Here is an 18,677-nt window from a genome sequence, read left to right on the forward strand (position 1 = left end):
TAAAAATTTCTTTCTCATCTTACCATATTTTTTAAGTGAATTGGAAACCCCCCCTACCCTACTGCATAAGATTCGTCAGTTTCCCAATTCCTTCAATTGATATTGTCACAGAATCTCCACTTTTTAAGAAGACAGGTGGTTTCATTCCTTTGCCCACTCCAGCTGGTGTCCCCATCGCTATAATATCTCCCGGTTGTAAAGTCATCCCCTTGGATAACGTCGCAATAACCTCTGAGATTGAAAAGATTAATTGCTCTGTATTCGATGATTGTCTCACTTCATCATTTACAGTTGTCATGATTGATAGATTGTCAGGATGCTTTATTTCATCCTTGGTTACAATCACCGGCCCTAGAGGACAAAATGTATCCAAGCTTTTGCCAATGAAAAATTGCTTATGCTTTCGCTGTAAATCTCTAGCAGTAATATCATTTAGAATCGAGTATCCAAAGACGAAATCCAAAGCATTCTCTAATGGAATATTCTTTCCTTCCTGACCAATGACGACGGCCAATTCCCCTTCGTAATCAACTTCGCTCGTCACATCTTCATGGAGATTCACCGAATGAAACGGCCCGATGACAGAGGTTGGTGACTTAGTGAACACCAATAGGTCGGTTGGAATATCATTTTCACTCCCCATTTCAATTGCATGGTCTCGATAATTTTTCCCTACACACATAATGTTTTTTCTCGGCTTCGGAATAGGGGCTATTATTGTTATCTCTTCCACAGACCATGTTAAAACCTCTTCTTTCCCTTCGGCTTTTCCTCTCACTAAATCTTCCCCTATAATAGGGCGGAAAGAATCATACTTACAAATTAAAGCCGAAAGGTCAACTGGATAAGGTTGATCAGGGTGATACAATTCACCCATTTTAAGAAGGTCCCAAACCCTCCCTTCTTTGAGGACCCCAATCGATTCTTTATCTTTTTTTTGAAAAGTTAAAAATTTCACTTTTGTATTTCCCTCTTCTCTTTATGTCGTTCCACGTTTTTTGATCTTTCCATAGGTTAAGGTTCTCCACAATTTCTCCATCGGTCCATATTGAAAACGAGATAGCCAGATTTCTGCGATGATGACCTGAATAAAGAAGATGACAAATACAAGCCATGTTCCTGTTGTTAATGTGACTTCCCCATATAATCCTAAGCCATAGGAATAGAAAATAAGAGTTCCAATAATGGATTGCGTTAAATAAAGGGTTAGCGACATCTTACCAGCCTTAGCTAAAGGTTGAAGAATGCGATTCATAAACCCGTTCATGCTAATCAATATAATGGTCGCGGCATACGCTACCGAGAGAAACGGTCCGCCCAGAAAATCTTGAATGCTGGTAAACGTATAATTAGTTTCTATGATAAAAGGAAGTAATTTTATCCCTAGCCCTACCACCAGAGAAATAAGCAGTATGGTCACCCACATTCCTTTTTTTTCATGGGCATTTTCAAGAAGTTTTTCTTTTGACGCACCTGCACCAATCATCATCATTGGTAAAATTGCTAATAACAAAAAGGGTAAATTCAGCGGTCTATTTACTAAGAACCAATCCTGAAAACGTTGAGAGAAAATTTCAGCATAATTTCCCGAAGAGTATACTCTAAACGCCTCTTGTACCGATTGGATATCAGTAAAATACAACATTTGATTTGGACTGATAACGTACAGGATTACAAACATGCTACTTATTAATAGTTGCGGAATAAAAAACAACAGTGCTCCACTAATCAGAAGTGTTTTGCCTGACCATCTCATCATTCCTATTAGTAGTAAACCGAATAATGCATAATTTGTTAATATATCTCCCGACCATATGAAAAGTGCGTGTATCAAGCCAAACACAAGCAAAACACTTAATCTACGGATTCCCAATGAAAGAAAGGAAACGCCTCTAGTGAGTGCCCGCTCTCTTTGAATGGCTAAACCATAACCAAAGAGCATAGCAAAGAGCGGATAAAAGCTCGCTTGAACAAGAACATCGATAAACATATAAAGATTCTCTTCTCCTTTCCCTTCCCACCACTGATACGGATTGTAGTGAAAAATTGGGGAGTGAAACGATATCATGTTGACTAGAAAAATCCCTAATAATGCAAATCCCCTCATCATATCTAATGAGTCAATTCTTGCTGACTTTTTAACTGGTTCCATCGTTGACAATAGAATCCTACCCTTCTTTTTATCTTTTAATTCGGCTCTTTTCGAAGACATTGTTTCTATTTATACTAATTTTAGATAGAATCCTCCATCTTGCTGCTACAACCCACTAAAAATAGACGATAAGATGCCCCTAAACAAAACTATATCACCTTTTAGAGACTGGTTCGAGAGCAACAATCTTTGCGAAAAATCTTTTTTTACACTTCACCTTATTTTAGCACTTTTCTCTTGATAGGCTATAGTCACGTTTTTAGGTAAGTTTCATAGGCTAACATATATGCAAGACAAAGGATGTGAACGGCGATGCCCGGTTTTGTGGGGATCATTCAAGTCGTTAGTGTAGGATCAAGTGGTGTTGTTCATGTAGGAGATATTTTTCAACTGCAACCAAATGCCGTAGCAAAAACGTTTTCCGGTGCGGGCTCTTTCAATACTGGTAATGGTCTATCCGTCTATAATGAAATTTCTAATACAAATGTAAACGATTCAGATGGCGTGGATCAACCAATAACTTTTACATTGTGAGTGTGATAACTGTGAATATTTATGTGCAGCAAACTATTCAAATTCATTGTATTAAAATCGGGGCAGTGTCCAACTCTTCAGTATTCCAAATTGGCACATCAGGTACAATTCAACCCGCTTCTTATTTATTCAATACAGGAGGATTTATTAAGGCTGCTCCTCAAGCAGAAAAAAATGGAGGAGCAGAATTTAAGCAAGAATCTACACTTGTTCCATTATCAATTTCTTAGGCGAAAGAGGTGAAAGCATGTATCATACACCAACCAATTGGCAGCAAATTCTGCAATATATCGAAACACAAAACAAAAAAATCAAGCAGCTAGAAGACATGCTAACGATCCTGCAAAAAGAAGTGACAGATTTAAAGGAAAGACCCAGTGTTAACGTAGAAAAAATTGAATACAAGTTTGATCAATTAAAAGTTGAAACATTAGAAGGAACGTTAAATATTGGCTTAAATCCAAATGATTTAAACAATATTGAAGATCTGGCAGTGAATCAACCAAACCAAAATATCGATGTATTAGAGAACGGGGAATTAAGGCAACAGCTGATTGAGGGAATTCAACAATACCTAAATGATGGATTGCCTTCCCTCATAGGAGATACAGAAGCACAACTCTCTCGTACACTAGATGGTTCCTATTATAAAATGATTCAAGAAGACCTCGAAAAGCAACTTCCCCAACGAGTGGACTTTTATTTACAAACTTTCCCTGCTTCCGCATACGAAAAAGGGAATCCACAAGGAGCATACGACAAGATTTTTTATAAATTAAAAAACGATATTCATCAAGCTGTTTTTGCCTTTATTTCACAAATCCCATCAGGAATGAATCGAAAGGATGAAAAACATGAACCTCCAAGTCATTAATCGTGAATTATGTGTCGGCAATATAAACGTTGCCGGTGTTGCAAGTTCTGCCCTACTATTAGTTGGGGATGCCAACACGATTCAACTTGCTTCTACCTTTGATACCCCTGCTGAATCCCTTATCATCGGTCCCTTTGTTCCGCTTGCTCCAAAAGGATAATTATGAGCAGGTATTCATTCGTACAGGGGGTTAATCTAACTTCCTTAATCTTTTCTTCTGTTCTTCAGATAGGGGACACTCGATATCTAGATGGGAAATCAAAGGTTCTAGCCGTTCAAAGGGAGCAAGAAATATTTTTTGGAAATGAAGGCGACGATCTTTATCAGTATCCGGTTTTTTATGAACAAATCCCCTTTCTGACTTTACCACCTCCAACCAATATCTCTATTCTTAACCAAAAGCCGGTCATCAACGTGGGGATCATTGACATTATCGGAGTCTCTACTACCGGGATTGTGCATATCGGCAACCTCGGGGATGTTCGACTAGAATCAAGAATTAAGCATATACGTCAGTTAGAAAATCAAAACGGCGAGTGAACGATTCAATGAATTTCTTCATAGACTATTGAAGAATCTTATACAAAGGGATGTTTTCAAATGCCTGCTATTGTTGGTCCAGTTCAAATCTTAAATGTTGGTGGGGGTAGCGTACAATTCGGTGACGCTGCGATTATCTCACCAAAATCTAGTAGCAAAACAGTCGGTGGTTCTGGGGCGTTTAACACTGGTCCTTTCATTATTACCTTCAATGGGTTTAGTATCAATTCAACCGTGGGCATAAATGGAGTTGACCAACCGATACTCGGAAACAACTAAGGGAAAGCCCAAGAGCTTTCCCTTTTGTTGAATGAAATTGAATACTTTGTCGATTTCCGTTCTTTGCTAGCAAATCTAATTTTCAATATAACTTATTTAACTGACTTAGTTTGAATTTCCATCTATACAAGTTGAACTAAAGAGTTTACTCAAAACAGTGCACTCTATCCGATGTCCAAGTTCATCACAATGTTACCTGTCGGATAGAGCTCCTATTTTTTTTTAAGCAACGCGTGGAATTGTATTGATTGAAAGTGGTATTCCATTTGGTGGAACGTATTTCCCAACAGATGTCAATGAATGACCTAATTGCGTTTATCCATTCAAAGTGAGATAGATGAATATCTTTCTATATCAAACCTAGCTCTAGTAAGTAAAATTCGTTTTTATTTTCCTCGTCGCACATCTATCTAAGCAAAACATGTGAAGGATAACTAATTTTTCATGTGAAAAGCAACGATGTTTGCGTTAACTTCTTTCTACAAGGCTCTTTTCGTATACATTGTGGCTATTTCATCTGATTTTTAATTAAATTGCCCATTTTACTGATGATTTCCATCAATAATAGACGAAATGATGCCCGAAACAAAGCTATATCAACGTTTATAGACTGGTTCGAAAGCCACAAACTTTGCGAAAACAGCCTTCTACATAGAAAGCTCGTGACAACCATCAAAGAAATAAAGGTACTTCCCTTTTAGCTTTTCGCCAAGAATCTCTTCTATTGCTTTTTCATACAAATTCAACTGAATTTCGTAGCGGTTCTTCAGGTCTGGTTGAGCTTTTGTAAAATCACCTTGATATTTATCAACAATATTATCGGTCTTATAATCTACAAGAACAAGACCATCCTTTTCCTGAACCAAACAATCAATTACTCCTTGGACGAGAATGATTTCCTCTCCATCTTCAGTATCCTGATAAAAATCCTGAGCTCTTACTCCTAAACTAAAAGGGACTTCGCGCTGTACACGCTCTGCTCGGAGCACTCTTTCACCAATGGATGTATGGAAAAATGAGACGATTTGATCAACCTCAATGGCTTCCGCTTGTTCAAGAGATAACAATTCTTTTCGAGTCAGCTCAGTTAACAGTTCAACTACTTCTTGTTGAGTTGGCTGCTTATCTAATGATATATGCTGCATGACTGCATGCATAGCCGTCCCTCGTTCTGCTGGTGAAATGGTCTTTGCTTGTAAAAATTGCGGTCGTTTCATGATAGGCTTTTGGAATTTTTTGATGATATCATCACTTGCAGCCTCGTCCGCTACTTGAAACATTTTCTTGATTTCTGACACCGATTGTTTTGACTTTCTTTGAACCGCTGCCTTGTAGGGATATTTCCAATTTAATTTTGCTACAATTTCTTCTTTAATGGGCGTTGAAATATTCACTTTCTCCCCTTTTATCACATGTTCTTTCCACTCTTCCTCAACTTCTTGTGGTGTTTCTTCATCCTTTGAAAAAAAAGTTTTCGAATAAAAGGAGAGATTCCAGCGCGAAGGATGTCCAATAATTTCATTAGAAATGAAACTCCCCTCGACTTCACCCTCATGGAGGACTTCACACGATTGGTGCCGAACGAGGGCTGGTCCGAGCCAATCCAAATAGCTAAGCGCAGATGCACGTTCGTAATCAGCCAGTAACCATTCCGTTTGTTGAAGAGCGCTTCTCCACTTGATCATGCTCTTTTCTAAATCTTTAACTGTAGCTACTAAATACAATTTCTCTTTCGCACGTGTTAGAGCAACATAAAGGACACGCATTTCTTCTGCAATGGTCTCCATCCGTTTTTTCCGCTTCAACGCAAGCTGTGCGATCGAAGGATAGGTGATCCGTTTATCCGCGTTCACATATTTCGTTCCTAATCCAAATTCTTTATCTAATAAATATGATTTATTCAAATCCATTAAATTAAATTGCTTCGATAAACCAGCGACAAATACAACTGGAAACTCTAGTCCTTTACTGGAGTGGATAGTCATTAGGCGGACGACATCTTCTTGCTCACTTAATGCTCTCGCAGCACCTAGATCATCTCCTCGTTCTCTCATTCTTTCAACAAATCGAAGAAAACGAAACAGCCCTCGAAATGAAGTCTCTTCATATGATCTAGCTCGATCATATAATGCTCGAAGATTGGCTTGACGCTGTTTTCCTCCGGGCATTCCCCCGACAAAATCAAAAAACTTCGTATCACGGTAGAGTTGCCAGATCAAGTCCGATAATGCCCCTTGTCTAGCCAGTGTCCTCCATGTTCCAAGCATCTCCATAAAGGTACTTAGCCTATCATAAGCTTCTTCCTTTGGCGCTGATTGGATGTATTTTGTGATTGCTTCATAGAACGAACCCGCTCGTGAGTGCACTCGAATGGAAGCGAGTTCCTCTTCATTCATTTCTACAATAGGAGATCGCAACACCGAGGCAAGCGGAATATCTTGATAAGGATTATCGATTATTTTTAATAAGGACACCATAATTGAAACTTCAATAGCATCAAAATAGCCTGTCGAAAGGTTCGCATAAATGGGTATATTCATTGACTTAAACTCTTCCATAATTTCAGGTGCCCAAGGCATTGAACGCAGCAGAATGACCATATCTCGATAGCGAATCGGTCGATGCTTTCCTTTCTTGCTATCATAGACTAAGGCCTGACTATCTATCAGTTCTTTTACTTTTTTAGCCATATACCTTGCCTCTAGCTGTGATTTTTCTAGCTCTAGTTTACTAAAAGCAGTCTCAACCTCCACTTCCTCTTCAATTGTCTCTTCATCTGCTAGGTCAATGAATGCAAGTTCCACAGGATACTCATCCTCCTCAGGATAAGCTGCTCCTTTTACAAGTTCCGCACTTTTGTCGTAATCAATCTCACCAACTTCAACACCCATAATCTGCTTAAATATAAAGTTCGTACCCGCCAGAACTTCTTGTCTGCTACGGAAGTTTTGCGATAAGTCTATTTTGAGCCCAGTATTTTCTCCAAGTGTGGTAAAACGATTATATTTGCTTAAAAATAGCTTAGGCTCTGCCAACCTGAACCGATAGACAGACTGCTTTACATCACCCACCATAAAGAGATTTCCCTGCTCTTCTCCTTCGATCGTAATCAAAGAAATTAGAGTCTCTTGAACCATATTTGTGTCTTGGTACTCATCAACAAGCACTTCTTTAAATTGATGTTGATAGGTATCAGCTGCTTCTGAAGGCTGACCATTATCGGATAGAATCTCTAATGTGAAATGCTCTAAATCTGAAAAATCGACTAGTCCACGTTCTCCTTTCACTGTTTGAAATCGGATTGAAAAGTCTTTGACTAGCTTGATTAATGTCAAGATCACAGGCTTCATCTCTCGTAAATCTTTTAGAAAACTTTCAGGCTTTCTTGAGAAAAACTCTTCCTCAAGTTTTTCAATCATCTTTTTCCCCTGGGCTCGCAGTGCTTTTGCTTCTTCGATTTTCTCAGGATCGTACTGATCTCCTCGACATGGTTTTAATCGAGAGAATTTCAATTCTTGAAAACGAATATAAAGCTCTTCCCACGAACTCTCCAAGGAAGACATCATTCCCTCAACAATAGCAAGATCTTGCGAAAAATTATCGCCGTAAGGCGCAGGTCCATCCGTAGCTTTTGTCAGTGCCATTCCCCTTTGAAACGCTGCAATAGCACCTTCTATGCTTAAGCGAATTTCCTCTTTTAACACGATAAAAAATGGTAAATCCTGAAGCTGTGTTGACTTTTCATCCACATCATATAGCTTTACAATATTATCGAGCCATGACGACGGATCAGGATGTGACCGTGAAAATAAATAGAGTTCCCTGACCATTTCCTGCAAAGCGAGGTCACTTCGGTCATTGGTGAACGTATCAACCAAGTGGAAAAAGTCTTTATTATTTTCTTTTCCATATTCTTCTTCGAATAGTTCATCCATTACTTCATCCCGTAGAAGTTCTCCTTCCGTACTATCGGCAATACGAAAACCTGGATCAATATCAATTAAATAATAATATTTCCGTATCACTTCTAGGCAAAAAGAATGCAGCGTAGAAATAGAGGCCTTATTTAATAAGCTTAATTGCTTTCGAATTCGTCCAGAGCTAGGATTCTTTTCAAGTGCTTTTTCCAAAGCCTCGCCGATTCGGTGTCTCATTTCAGCCGCTGCCGCATTTGTGAATGTCACCACAAGAAGTTCATCCACATTCATCTCGTCTTCTACTGAGAGTAACCGCTGGATAATTCGTTCAACAAGAACAGCTGTTTTTCCAGAACCTGCCGCTGCTGCCACTAAAATATCTTGGTTTTTCGACCAAATAGCTTTCCATTGGTCATCAGTCCAAAAAACATCTTCAGGTTTTATGGGTAATGGTGTTTTACTCATCAGAAGAGACCTCCTCTCTCATACAAGCTAATATTTCTTCATTCTTTTGCGGTGTTAAAACGATATAATCATTCTCTTCCAAGGATTGATCAAATTGACAAACAGATCGATACGAACAATATTGACATGGCGTTCGATTTTTTAATTTGTAAGGTGTGATCTCAACATGGCCGTTCATAATTTGTTGACCTGACGAGATATATTTATTTCGAACATATTTCCTCATCAAATCAAAATCCTGTGTCGATGCAATTTTCGATCTTGCTGTTAACGATCCGTCCTTTTTCAACCCCGCTGAAACAACATGCGATGTTCCCGTTTCTAACGAAGAGTCCATCAATTTCACTACCTCTGGATTTCCTAATACCAACCCGTCCATTTTGAAACTCTTGAAGATCTCCTCTTCAATTTGTTCAATTGATAGCAATTTCTTACTTTTCACGATTGGATTATGAACATGAAAATACAGAACTCCTGCTGGTAATGCCTCCGATCCAATTAACTGCTGTGAGTGAGTCAAAATAATATCCAGATAGGTAAGCATTTGTAAGGATAATCCATAATACATTTCGGTGAAATTCAGTTCTTTGCTACTTGATTTATAATCGATCACACGTAAATAGGTGCCAGAATCATCTTTTGCTTGATCGACTCGGTCAATTCTACCTTGTAATTCCATTTTCATTCCATTTCCTAAAGTAAATGAAAATGGAGGAAGTTCGGCATTTGGGCCAAATCCAAGTTCTAGACCGATAGGGGAAAAACCACTTACTCTTGCATGCTCACTAAGAATCATCGAAGCTCTTCCAATGACATTTTCAAGTTTTCTTTTAATATAATGATGTCGATTCGAGCTTAGAAGAATTTGCTTTTGAAGCTTTGGTGCAATAAATTCAACCGATGCTTTCGCCAGCTTCAAGCAATCTTCCTTGGATAGCTGCGACCATGATTTTTTTTCAACATTCATTACCTCTGAAATCCAGTTGAGTGCTCCGTGAAATAGCTCTCCAATATCGGGTGCCTCCAAACGGAAAATCTCGCGTTCTTTCAACCGTAAACCATGAGAAGCAAAGTGAGAGAATGGACAACTATGAAATAATTCCATACGAGAAACCGATGCTAGGATGCTTTCCCCATATAGATCTTCACTTGTTTGTGGGGATAACTGCTTGACTCTATTTTGATAAAATAAACTTGATAGAATGTGGGTGGCACCTTCTCTTCTCTGCTCATTTTCTATATAGAAATTGTACACATCCCACCAAAAATCTGGAACAGGATAATTCCTTAGCCTCAATTGCAATTGTGAGGTTAAATAACTAATCGTGATGTTTGGATGAGAAATATAGTGAAGCTGCTCCTCGGCTGTTAGTTCCGATGGTTCATGAATTAATAACTCTTTTTCTATGGACGGGAACATCTCTAGCAACTTTTTAATATATGGTGATGGAAGCAATGCTTTGCCTTCTTCATTTGCCATGGGATAAGAAACATATAGTTTTTCAGAAGAAGTCGTAAAGGCTTTATAGGCCACAAATTCTTCATCTTCAAGCTTCGTTTTGCTACTTGGAGCTAGCTTTATACCGGAAGAAATCAACGTTTCCCTGTCTTCATCTGATAAAACCCCATCTTCCGTCATTTTTGCTGGTAAAACTCCATCATTCACGCCAAGAACAAACGCTGCACGAATATCGGACAAACGGGAAAGCTCCAAGTTAGCAACAATAACTTGATCAATCGCTGGTGGCACAAGCGAGAATTTCATAGATTCAATTCCAGCCTCAAGGATAGAAGTGAATTTCTTTAAAGTGATTTCTTCGTCTCCTAAAATTTCAACATATTGATCCAGTAAATCCATCACTGCATTCCAAGCTTGGTTATGCTCCCGAGCGACTACTAAGTTTCCTCTTTCTTCTGCTACTTGTGCGAGTCCATCGATTTTTGCAGCAATATCCAGTTCTTCTAAATATAAATAAAGCACTTCACATAAATCCCGAACTGTCGTTTTCTTTTTCAAACGTCGAAAAAACCGAATGATAGGAGCTGAAATTTTTAAACGGAATTCATTTATTTCGTGCTCGATCTTTTTTTCTTCATCCGTTTGGATAGAGTCTGTAAGTTCTAATCCACGAAAACGACGGTAGTTCCATCGATCCTTTCGTAGCCACGCTTCCCCCTTAATGCCATAAGCTAACACATAGTTTTCTACTTGATCCATTTGTTCTCGCAATTTTCCCGTCTTTTCGTTAAGCGGAAAAAGAAGTTCTGTTTTCAATGCTCGAAAAACCGGTTCATAACGCCAATGAGTGTTCATTATTTCAAGTGTCGAACGAATGAATTCAATTAACGGGTGATTTAACATCGTTCGCTTTTGGTCTATAAAATACGGTATTTCATTATCATAAAAAATCGTTTCCATAATATTTTGATATTCGCCACCGTTACGTACCAATACAGCAATCTCTTTGTATCGATAGTTTTCTTCTCTGACTAAGCGACGGATTTCCCTTGAAACTCCTTCCACTTCCGCTCGACGGTTGGAAGCCTCTACAACTTTCACGGCCGCTTTACGGTTATAGGATATGGTCGGACGATCTTCCCAATATTTTTCAATATGTTGCAAACTACTGTGCTCAAATCGCTTTTGCTCAATTAATACCTCGTCAGGTTCTCGATTAATCTCAGGAACGAAGGTCATTTGTGTTAACATACCATACGTCTCCTCTGTCAATCGAAAGAGACTATTTGTGGCTCCGTTTTCTCGATGAGATGCGCGATCAACTGTCAGGGCAATGGACACTCGCTGGCAGTGTTTCATCAATTTTTGGATAACAAGGTATTCTTGTGGTGTGAAGCTATGAAAACCATCAATGTAAACTTCTGCATTTGCAATATACGATGAGGTTTCAACGGCTTCAGCAAGCAATTTAAAATAATCCTCACTGTCAACGTATTTTCCAACAAGCGCTTCTTCAAAGCCTTGATAGATTAACTCTAAGTCATGTAATTTATCATTCAATGCTTTGCTATTTTGGGATGCATCCCCTTGACGAAGAAGTTCTTCAGGTGAAATGCAGTAACGGCGAAATTCTGTAAGAATGGTTTCCATATGACCAACAAAACCTGTTTTATCGGAGGCTTTTGTAAACAGGGTCAATTTCTCTTTCTTTTCATCAATTATTTTTCGAATAAGCATATTTAATCCAACATTGGATAAATGATATCTCCCCATCCCACCTGATTCTTGAAGGACTCGCCAAGCAAGACGGGTAAAGCTATACACTTGCGCTCGAACCATGCCTTTTAACTCCGGTGTCGTAACGAGAGCATATTCCGATAAGAACGTCATTTGTTCTGGAACCAAATAAATGATTGGTTTTCCGTTCGCGTTATTCTGCAGCTTTTCCCGAACTTCATTTAACATCGTTTCTGTTTTTCCACTTCCCGATCGACCGACAATAAACCGTACAGACATCCTCTCACTCCTTCCTCTTTCGTATAGATAGTACAACATGTGAAATTAAGTATTTTTTGTATAGATTTATTATAATATAGAACACGTATTCTACCTACATAATATCATTCTTTGCGGCTGTTTTCGTATGGTCCTTTTCGTATACATTGTTGGTTTTTAATTTACTCATCAATAAAAGGCTTGATTCCCCCATCGATTTGGTCCAAAAAAATACGATTGGTGCACCGAAACCTATAAATTTCACGGTTTATATACTGCTCTGAAAAGCAACCCACTTTGCGAAAACAGCCATTAAAAAAGACTTCGGAGATTTATTCGTATTGATTTAAAGTCCGTTGAATGAAAAAATGAGGTTTTCCATTTTTTTTTATGTTGAAACGACAAAGCATAAGAAAAATTAAAGTTAGTCTTAAAAGTGGACACATAAAAATGATAATCCGTTGCACAATAATTATCATTAAAAAGGACGTGTTCACATGAGTAATCATCACTCGAACGAATATCGAGAGTATGTAGCTAAGATGGTCGTTGATGAAGGTAGGAGAGTGACAGAACTAGCCTACGAGTTAGAGATCCCTTACTCGACTATTATGCGATGGGTAAAAAAGTTAAAAGAGGCGAAAAATGCTGACAAATCTGTTGAGTATATTACTCCTTCAGACCTAAACAAATTGAAGAAACAGCATGAAAAAGAATTAAAATCTCTTCAAGAGGAGAATGAAATTTTAAAAAAGGCGATGCACATCTTCACGAAAAAGCAGGAGTAAAGTATGAATTTATCCATCTCCACAAAGATGAACATACTGTGGTGAAGATGTGCAAGGTACTGGAGGCATCAACAAGCGGTTACTATAAATGGGTCGATCGACAAACTCAGGAAGAGACAGAAAAAGAAAAGAAGAAAAAGGAACTGAAACAAAAAATTTGTAAGTCTTTTCATGAGAGTCAAGGAACTTACGGTAGCCCAAGAGTATATGATGATTTAATTGAGTGGGGCTACCAAGTCTCCCAAAAAACCGTAGCTCGGTATATGCAGGAAATGGGGTTGAGAGCGACTCCATTAGAGAAATACGTTGTTACTACAGACTCAGATCATGATTTAACGATCTATCCTAATTTAGTGAAGAGACAGTTCGATGTAGATATTCCAAATACGGTTTGGGTAGCGGATATTACATATATTCGAACATTGAAGGGATGGGTGTATCTTGCTTCCATTATGGACTTGTTTTCACGGAAAATTGTTGGGTGGAGCCAAGGGATTTCAATGAAAAAGGAACTTGTTTTAGAAGCATTGCGAATGGCTCAAACAACGAGACGACCAGGTAAGGGATTGATCCATCATTCTGACCGTGGCTCCCAATATTGTTCTAATGAATACGTAGAGGAATTAACTCAGAGTGGGGCTAAAATTAGTATGAGTCGAAAAGGAGATCCATATGATAACGCTTGCATCGAATCGTTCCACGCGACCATAAAGAAAGAGCTTATCTATCGGCGTAGATTTCAAACAAAAGAAGAAGCGATGAGGGTTATCAATCATTATATTACAAGTAGGTACAATGAGAAGAGGAAGCATTCTAAGCTGGGATATTTGTCGCCAAATAACTTTGAGCGAGAGTATCAACTTTCGATCCTAGAATCAATCTCATAATATAGCCATTTGGCGTTAGAAAGGATCAATCATGGTCTTGGATTGATTCTTTCTAATGCCCCACCAAACGAAGTGCGGTAGGAAAGTAGGAAAATTAAATCTCATTTTTTATTGTCCATTTTCTTGACAGAAGTTCAAAATGCCTTCAAAAAAAGAAGGGATCTCCCTTTTTTTAAATCGACATTTGTATACTCTCTTTCCATTCCTCATATAGAAGTCCATAAAGCTCCATCCCGTACCGCTGCCCATCACGTTGAAGAAATTCGCGAAATTCCCCTTCTTTTTGAAACCCTAGTGATTGGTATAATGAGATGGCTCGCTGATTATAAGAAAAAACAGTGAGTTGTACTCGGTGCAAATTCAATTCTTGAAATGCGTAAGAGAGCATACATTGAAGCGCTTCAGCTCCATATCCCGCTCCCCAATATTGATCATCTCCTATTGCAATGGAAATCCAAGTGGTGCGATGAGTCCAGAGAATGCCGTCCAACTCTATATAACCTATTATTTCATTCGTTTCATTCAATCGAATGCTAAATCGATAAATTTTATCAGATGTTTCCTCAGTCCACTTTCGTACGTCGCTTTTACTCTTCGGTCGAAATGGAAGAGCGTCTAAATAGCGCATCATTTGTTCATTGTCATACCAGGCTATCATTGCGGGTAAATCTTCTTCCATAAATCCACCTAAATGAATTCGCTTGTTTCTTAAGATATTGTTGTTCATCATTTTCCCACCTCTTACTTCCTCTATTCGACAATTATCCATTTTCTCCTCCATATACCCTGTCCACTTTTGCTTTTATGTACTGATTAATGAAACGCGTGCTCTTCGTTTCACTTTAAAAGGTTGTTCCCGCAAAGATTGATGCTTTTTGTAGTAGTATCTATTCAGTTAAAAGGTTCGGTTTCGGGGAATCTTTTCGTTTATTTTCGAACGAAATCCATTCCAAAATCGCGGATTCCATCACTAATTAAATTAAATAACAACAATGTATCCGAAAAGAGCCTTAAAAAAAGACAACCCTCAAAAGGATTGCCTCTTGCTCATTTATTCTTTTTTTCTGGTCAATTTCTGTTTAACACCTTTAAAAACATTTGAAGCTGAATCGACTGTCTTACCTACTACGTCATTCCCTGTTTTACTAACGTTTTTCACCAAATCTGCCGATGTATCTGAAACCTTGCCAATAATTCCACCTTCACCACTAACGGATTTCACAATATCATTGGCTTTATCTGCCGTATGATTCACAAGATCACTTGCCTGTTTTGAAGTCTTCTTTAGCAGGTTTTCATCTTTCTTTTGTTCTTCGGATGAAATAATGATCTCCTCCTTGTAAGAATTAACTCCCTATCATTCTTATGAGCTCTAATTCACTAATATTCATATCTTTTTTAAAAGGCTCTTTTCGCATACTTTGTTGCTATTGGCACAAAGAAAAAACAGGCAGTAAGGTTTTTTCGACTATTTTCTTACTTTTTATCTAGAAATGGAGAAGTTTTCATAAGGAAAAGAGCACGAAGTCATACAAATCAGGGGATATATTCCTATTCGAAAAGCCACAATCTTTTCGAAAACAGCCATTTAAAAGACTATTTTCGAAACTCCTCTTAATGAGGCCGAAAATAGAGGTGCGGATATTCTTTTCACAAAAATAGCTTGAGAATTCTCTTTCAAGCTATCTTTACATTGATATTAAATGCAGAATTGATAGATCTAATCATTTCCCTAAAATAATCGAAAAAGCCTTTTTAAAAAAATGTGAGTAGTTTCATTCACTATTCTACAGATATCATGTTTAGTAATGATTTTCAGTTAGGCCTTCTTCACAAATTCAGATTTTAGTTTCATCGGTCCAAATCCGTCAATTTTACAATCAATATCGTGGTCTCCTTCAACCAATCGAATGTTTTTTACTTTTGTGCCGATTTTTAATACTGAGGAGCTTCCTTTAACTTTAAGGTCTTTAATCACCGTGACAGAATCTCCATCTGTTAAGACATTCCCATTGGCATCACGTATCGTTTTCTCGCGCTCACTGTCTTCTACCCCGGATGATATCATCCACTCATGTCCACATTCCGGGCAAACAAACTGCGTTCCATCTTCATATGTGTATTCTGAATTACATTTAGGACAATTTGGTAAATTTGCCATACTTTCTTTTCCTCCACTCTTTTTATGTACTTTCAATTTTAATATAGCCTCTTTTCAGGCTCTTCGCTATTTAGTGTTGACAAGACAATTTTCTAGGGTTCAATTGATGCTACCATTTTAGCTTAATGTCAGGATTCTACATATTGATTAAAACAAGCGAAAAACCAAACCGGACAAAGGAATGAATTCAATTGCTCGCTCAGCATTCACCACCTGTTACAAGAATAATTGATTGAGTTCTGAAACCTACATAGTTGTTTGAACTAAATACTAAATAGCCAAGAAGCTCTTTTCATATACATGGTTCCTATTCATCAAAAGAGTCCACTTAAAATGATTTGCGATTCCGTTCTTGCTTGAAAAATCACGATTACTTACTCATTCTACCATCATTTCATTTGATCTATGGCTTCCATTAATGGATCCATGGCTATATGCTCTGGAAAAATAAATCCTCTTTCATCTACATTGAAGGAAATCCCCGTCGCTAGAAAACATTTCTGCACAAATTCAGAACAAATATACTCATCATTATCTTCATGTTCTCCCATTCCCAATCCAATTCGAGCAACAATTCTGGCAATCTCGACCTTGTCATAGGCCCAATTCAAAAGATGGAATCCCGTTTGTAGCATCTTTTTTTGTGGTCGTCGGACATGACTTCCATTTCTTGATGTCTTGCCAGAAAGAGATTTCCATTATAGCGTTCTTTTGTATTTTCATAATTGGTAAGATAATGTTCAATTGGAACGATGCGAACGCCATCATCCTCTACACTTTCCATGAGTAGACACTGTTCTTCCCATATCACTACAATCGCCACATGACTAAACATTGAGCCGGATATTTGTTTGATAAGCTCACTCACCAGATAGTTTCCTGAACAAAATAATAGGTCCCCTGTTCTTAGCTGGGGCCTTAGCTCCTCTATTGAAAGAATCTCACAGTTTAGAAACTTAGCTTTTCCCATTCCTCTCTCCCTCCAATTTTTGAAAATACGACAGTTTTTGACTTATACTTGATTAGGTACTATCCATAGTTTATCATGCTCATCTCGTATAAGTAGTTTTGATTGAATCAACAATTGAATGAATGCAACCCTTTTTGTCAGTTTTATTCTTGATATGATAACCACAAGTTCATCTAATCCGAGGTTTAGGGTTCTTTGAGAAAGCGGTCTTAATGAATTGGATGAAATAGTAAATCCTTACTTCTATAGAAATAACTATCCGAAAAAAACGGATGATCATCCTATTTTTTAATTGAAAATTAAAAAGAACTCGATTTCCTCGAGTCCTTCACTTAATGCTCTTTTATTATTATATGGTGCTCTGTACTATAAAGTTCAATAGGAATCGACCTACTTTAAACTGAATTCCCACTCGTCGATAGGCCAATAACGTAAGCCCACTTCCCCCACGACATTATCCTCATCAACAAAACCAAAATGGCGACTGTCTGTACTCCCCCGTCGATTATCTCCTAGCACAAACAATTTTCCTTCTGGAACAACAGCTTCGCTCGTTTCATCTTCGAGAGAAAAATCGCCAGTTAATTTGTCATACACATACTGCTTTTTAAATTGTTCCAAATATGGCTCTTCTTGAGCTTTTCCGTTTACATATAAAACATCGTTCTGATACATAATCGAATCGCCTGGTAAACCAATGACCCGCTTTACGTAGTCTTCCTCATCGTTCGCATGGAACACCACAATATCAAATCGATCGATATTCCCAACAGAATATCCTATCTTATTTACTATGAGTTTATTACCATCCTTAATAGTCGGCATCATAGACTGGCCTTCTACTGTATAATTGTCAAATAAAAACAAGCGAATAATAACAAAGAGGATTAATCCCATTCCAAGCGCTTTTATCCACTCTTTTCCTTCTCTTTTTAAGTCTTCCTTCAACGACTGTCCCTCCAGCTAAGCTAACTTCTTTGATGTTTTTTTTCCATTTTTTTGTTTAATCTAATTTCAACTCTTTTACCAACGTACCATAAAATAAAGATCAGCCCAACCGCAATTCCTGTTTTTAAAGGCTGCGTAATTAAAGCCCTTAAATCATATCCGATGTAACTTATGATAAAAATCATGACCATTTTCCCCGTTAACACTGCGAGCATATATTGGTATATACTCATGCGAGATAAACCCGCAACAATATTAACAACGGCTGAAGGGGTAAAAGGAAAGCATAGAAGTAGAAATAATGGACCAAATCCGTGTTCTTCAATCCAGCTCATCAGCCTTTGTACTTTATGATGACGTTGCAAGAAGCGAAGTATTTTTTTTTGACCAAAACGTCGTACAATAAAAAAAACAATATATGCTCCTAGACTTGCACCTATCCAAGAAAATAAGAATCCCCACCATAATCCAAAGGCACTCGCATTTGCCATCACAAATATAAACAGTGGCAAGAACGGTAAAAACGCCTCAAGCATCGGCAACAAAATACCAGCAAGGGGTCCAAAGGAACGATAATGTTGTATTAACTGCATGATATTCTCTAATGTAACCCACTCTTTTATTAATTGAATGTCCATATAGAAAGTTTCCCCTTACATGTCAACGCTCAAACCAAATAATTCCGCTTATAATTCGAAGTATATCATA

19 protein-coding genes are annotated in these 18,677 nt (G+C 38.0%); 8 read left to right on the forward strand and 11 right to left on the reverse strand.

Annotation, left to right across the window (positions count from 1 at the left end; all coding sequences use genetic code 11):
- Positions 1 to 58: 58 nt before the first annotated feature.
- A complete protein-coding gene (locus tag U8D43_RS05520) occupies positions 59 to 958 on the reverse strand; it encodes a fumarylacetoacetate hydrolase family protein (RefSeq protein ID WP_335870060.1) in 900 nt (299 codons plus the stop codon).
- Between the two features lie 21 nt (positions 959 to 979).
- Entirely contained in the window at positions 980 to 2,152 is a 1,173-nt protein-coding gene (locus tag U8D43_RS05525) for a DUF418 domain-containing protein (protein ID WP_335870158.1), read from the reverse strand.
- 312 nt (positions 2,153 to 2,464) lie between these two features.
- Between U8D43_RS05525 and U8D43_RS05530 the strand changes: the two genes are divergently transcribed.
- The 6 genes from U8D43_RS05530 to U8D43_RS05555 are packed head-to-tail and all read left to right on the forward strand — an operon-like array spanning position 2,465 to position 4,379.
- The gene (locus U8D43_RS05530; RefSeq protein WP_335870062.1) at positions 2,465 to 2,686 is read left to right on the forward strand and encodes a spore germination protein; all 222 of its coding nucleotides are present in this window, start codon (positions 2,465 to 2,467) and stop codon (positions 2,684 to 2,686) included.
- A gap of 11 nt (positions 2,687 to 2,697) precedes the next feature.
- The gene (locus U8D43_RS05535; protein WP_335870064.1) at positions 2,698 to 2,916 is read left to right on the forward strand and encodes a spore germination protein GerPB; all 219 of its coding nucleotides are present in this window, start codon (positions 2,698 to 2,700) and stop codon (positions 2,914 to 2,916) included.
- Between the two features lie 17 nt (positions 2,917 to 2,933).
- Positions 2,934 to 3,560, forward strand: a complete 627-nt coding sequence (gene gerPC / locus U8D43_RS05540) for a spore germination protein GerPC (RefSeq protein WP_335870066.1) — start codon at positions 2,934 to 2,936, stop codon at positions 3,558 to 3,560.
- Entirely contained in the window at positions 3,541 to 3,720 is a 180-nt protein-coding gene (locus tag U8D43_RS05545) for a spore germination protein GerPD (protein ID WP_335870068.1), read from the forward strand. Before gerPC ends, U8D43_RS05545 begins: the two co-directional genes overlap by 20 nt.
- A gap of 2 nt (positions 3,721 to 3,722) precedes the next feature.
- A complete protein-coding gene (locus U8D43_RS05550; protein ID WP_335870070.1) occupies positions 3,723 to 4,100 on the forward strand; it encodes a spore germination protein GerPE in 378 nt (125 codons plus the stop codon).
- Positions 4,101 to 4,160: 60 nt separating this feature from the next.
- Positions 4,161 to 4,379 carry a spore germination protein gene (locus U8D43_RS05555; RefSeq protein WP_335870072.1) on the forward strand — a complete coding sequence of 73 codons (219 nt, stop codon included), beginning with the start codon at positions 4,161 to 4,163 and terminating at the stop codon, positions 4,377 to 4,379.
- A 647-nt stretch (positions 4,380 to 5,026) separates the two neighbouring features.
- On the opposite strand, the gene addA is transcribed toward U8D43_RS05555, so the two are convergent.
- Together addA and addB are read right to left on the reverse strand one after the other, a co-directional pair.
- Positions 5,027 to 8,761, reverse strand: coding sequence for a helicase-exonuclease AddAB subunit AddA (gene addA, locus U8D43_RS05560; RefSeq protein ID WP_335870073.1), 3,735 nt, complete (start codon positions 8,759 to 8,761; stop codon positions 5,027 to 5,029).
- On the reverse strand, positions 8,754 to 12,236 hold the full coding sequence (gene addB, locus U8D43_RS05565; RefSeq protein ID WP_335870074.1) for a helicase-exonuclease AddAB subunit AddB: 3,483 nt from the start codon (positions 12,234 to 12,236) through the stop codon (positions 8,754 to 8,756). Before addB ends, addA begins: the two co-directional genes overlap by 8 nt.
- A 476-nt stretch (positions 12,237 to 12,712) precedes the next feature.
- Between addB and U8D43_RS05570 the strand changes: the two genes are divergently transcribed.
- Positions 12,713 to 13,003, forward strand: a complete 291-nt coding sequence (locus tag U8D43_RS05570) for a transposase (RefSeq protein ID WP_335870075.1) — start codon at positions 12,713 to 12,715, stop codon at positions 13,001 to 13,003.
- A gap of 11 nt (positions 13,004 to 13,014) precedes the next feature.
- Entirely contained in the window at positions 13,015 to 13,890 is an 876-nt protein-coding gene (locus tag U8D43_RS05575) for an IS3 family transposase (protein ID WP_335870160.1), read from the forward strand.
- Positions 13,891 to 14,062: 172 nt separating this feature from the next.
- Here the strand turns inward: U8D43_RS05575 and U8D43_RS05580 are convergent, their stop codons facing one another.
- The 7 genes from U8D43_RS05580 to U8D43_RS05610 all read right to left on the reverse strand — a co-directional run bounded on the left by U8D43_RS05580 (position 14,063) and on the right by U8D43_RS05610 (position 18,607).
- The gene (locus tag U8D43_RS05580; RefSeq protein WP_335870077.1) at positions 14,063 to 14,659 is read right to left on the reverse strand and encodes a GNAT family N-acetyltransferase; all 597 of its coding nucleotides are present in this window, start codon (positions 14,657 to 14,659) and stop codon (positions 14,063 to 14,065) included.
- A gap of 282 nt (positions 14,660 to 14,941) precedes the next feature.
- Positions 14,942 to 15,145 carry a hypothetical protein gene (locus U8D43_RS05585; protein WP_335870079.1) on the reverse strand — a complete coding sequence of 68 codons (204 nt, stop codon included), beginning with the start codon at positions 15,143 to 15,145 and terminating at the stop codon, positions 14,942 to 14,944.
- Between the two features lie 564 nt (positions 15,146 to 15,709).
- Entirely contained in the window at positions 15,710 to 16,051 is a 342-nt protein-coding gene (locus U8D43_RS05590) for a zinc ribbon domain-containing protein YjdM (protein WP_335870081.1), read from the reverse strand.
- Positions 16,052 to 16,440: 389 nt separating this feature from the next.
- Entirely contained in the window at positions 16,441 to 16,662 is a 222-nt protein-coding gene (locus tag U8D43_RS05595; RefSeq protein ID WP_335870083.1) for a hypothetical protein, read from the reverse strand.
- A complete protein-coding gene (locus U8D43_RS05600; RefSeq protein ID WP_335870085.1) occupies positions 16,659 to 17,021 on the reverse strand; it encodes a YiiX/YebB-like N1pC/P60 family cysteine hydrolase in 363 nt (120 codons plus the stop codon). The genes U8D43_RS05595 and U8D43_RS05600 overlap by 4 nt, the downstream gene beginning before the upstream one ends.
- Before the next feature lie 390 nt (positions 17,022 to 17,411).
- Positions 17,412 to 17,969 carry a signal peptidase I gene (lepB, locus tag U8D43_RS05605; protein ID WP_335870087.1) on the reverse strand — a complete coding sequence of 186 codons (558 nt, stop codon included), beginning with the start codon at positions 17,967 to 17,969 and terminating at the stop codon, positions 17,412 to 17,414.
- Positions 17,970 to 17,989: 20 nt separating this feature from the next.
- Positions 17,990 to 18,607, reverse strand: coding sequence for a TVP38/TMEM64 family protein (locus tag U8D43_RS05610; protein WP_335870089.1), 618 nt, complete (start codon positions 18,605 to 18,607; stop codon positions 17,990 to 17,992).
- Positions 18,608 to 18,677: the final 70 nt, after the last annotated feature.

It is taken from the genome of Bacillus sp. 2205SS5-2 (genome assembly GCF_037024155.1).
Lineage (GTDB): Bacteria > Bacillota > Bacilli > Bacillales > Bacillaceae_K > Bacillus_CI.

What these genes read in the sequence shown, in the direction of transcription:
- U8D43_RS05525 (WP_335870158.1), bottom strand. Translation starts at nt 2,152, where the DNA reads ATGGAACCAGTTAAAAAGTCAGCAAGAATTGACTCATTAGATATGATG.
- U8D43_RS05530 (WP_335870062.1), top strand. Translation starts at nt 2,465, where the DNA reads ATGCCCGGTTTTGTGGGGATCATTCAAGTCGTTAGTGTAGGATCAAGT.
- gerPC (WP_335870066.1), top strand. Translation starts at nt 2,934, where the DNA reads ATGTATCATACACCAACCAATTGGCAGCAAATTCTGCAATATATCGAA.
- U8D43_RS05545 (WP_335870068.1), top strand. Translation starts at nt 3,541, where the DNA reads ATGAACCTCCAAGTCATTAATCGTGAATTATGTGTCGGCAATATAAAC.
- U8D43_RS05550 (WP_335870070.1), top strand. Translation starts at nt 3,723, where the DNA reads ATGAGCAGGTATTCATTCGTACAGGGGGTTAATCTAACTTCCTTAATC.
- U8D43_RS05555 (WP_335870072.1), top strand. Translation starts at nt 4,161, where the DNA reads ATGCCTGCTATTGTTGGTCCAGTTCAAATCTTAAATGTTGGTGGGGGT.
- addA (WP_335870073.1), bottom strand. Translation starts at nt 8,761, where the DNA reads ATGAGTAAAACACCATTACCCATAAAACCTGAAGATGTTTTTTGGACT.
- addB (WP_335870074.1), bottom strand. Translation starts at nt 12,236, where the DNA reads ATGTCTGTACGGTTTATTGTCGGTCGATCGGGAAGTGGAAAAACAGAA.
- U8D43_RS05570 (WP_335870075.1), top strand. Translation starts at nt 12,713, where the DNA reads ATGAGTAATCATCACTCGAACGAATATCGAGAGTATGTAGCTAAGATG.
- U8D43_RS05580 (WP_335870077.1), bottom strand. Translation starts at nt 14,659, where the DNA reads ATGGATAATTGTCGAATAGAGGAAGTAAGAGGTGGGAAAATGATGAAC.
- U8D43_RS05590 (WP_335870081.1), bottom strand. Translation starts at nt 16,051, where the DNA reads ATGGCAAATTTACCAAATTGTCCTAAATGTAATTCAGAATACACATAT.
- U8D43_RS05600 (WP_335870085.1), bottom strand. Translation starts at nt 17,021, where the DNA reads ATGGGAAAAGCTAAGTTTCTAAACTGTGAGATTCTTTCAATAGAGGAG.
- U8D43_RS05610 (WP_335870089.1), bottom strand. Translation starts at nt 18,607, where the DNA reads ATGGACATTCAATTAATAAAAGAGTGGGTTACATTAGAGAATATCATG.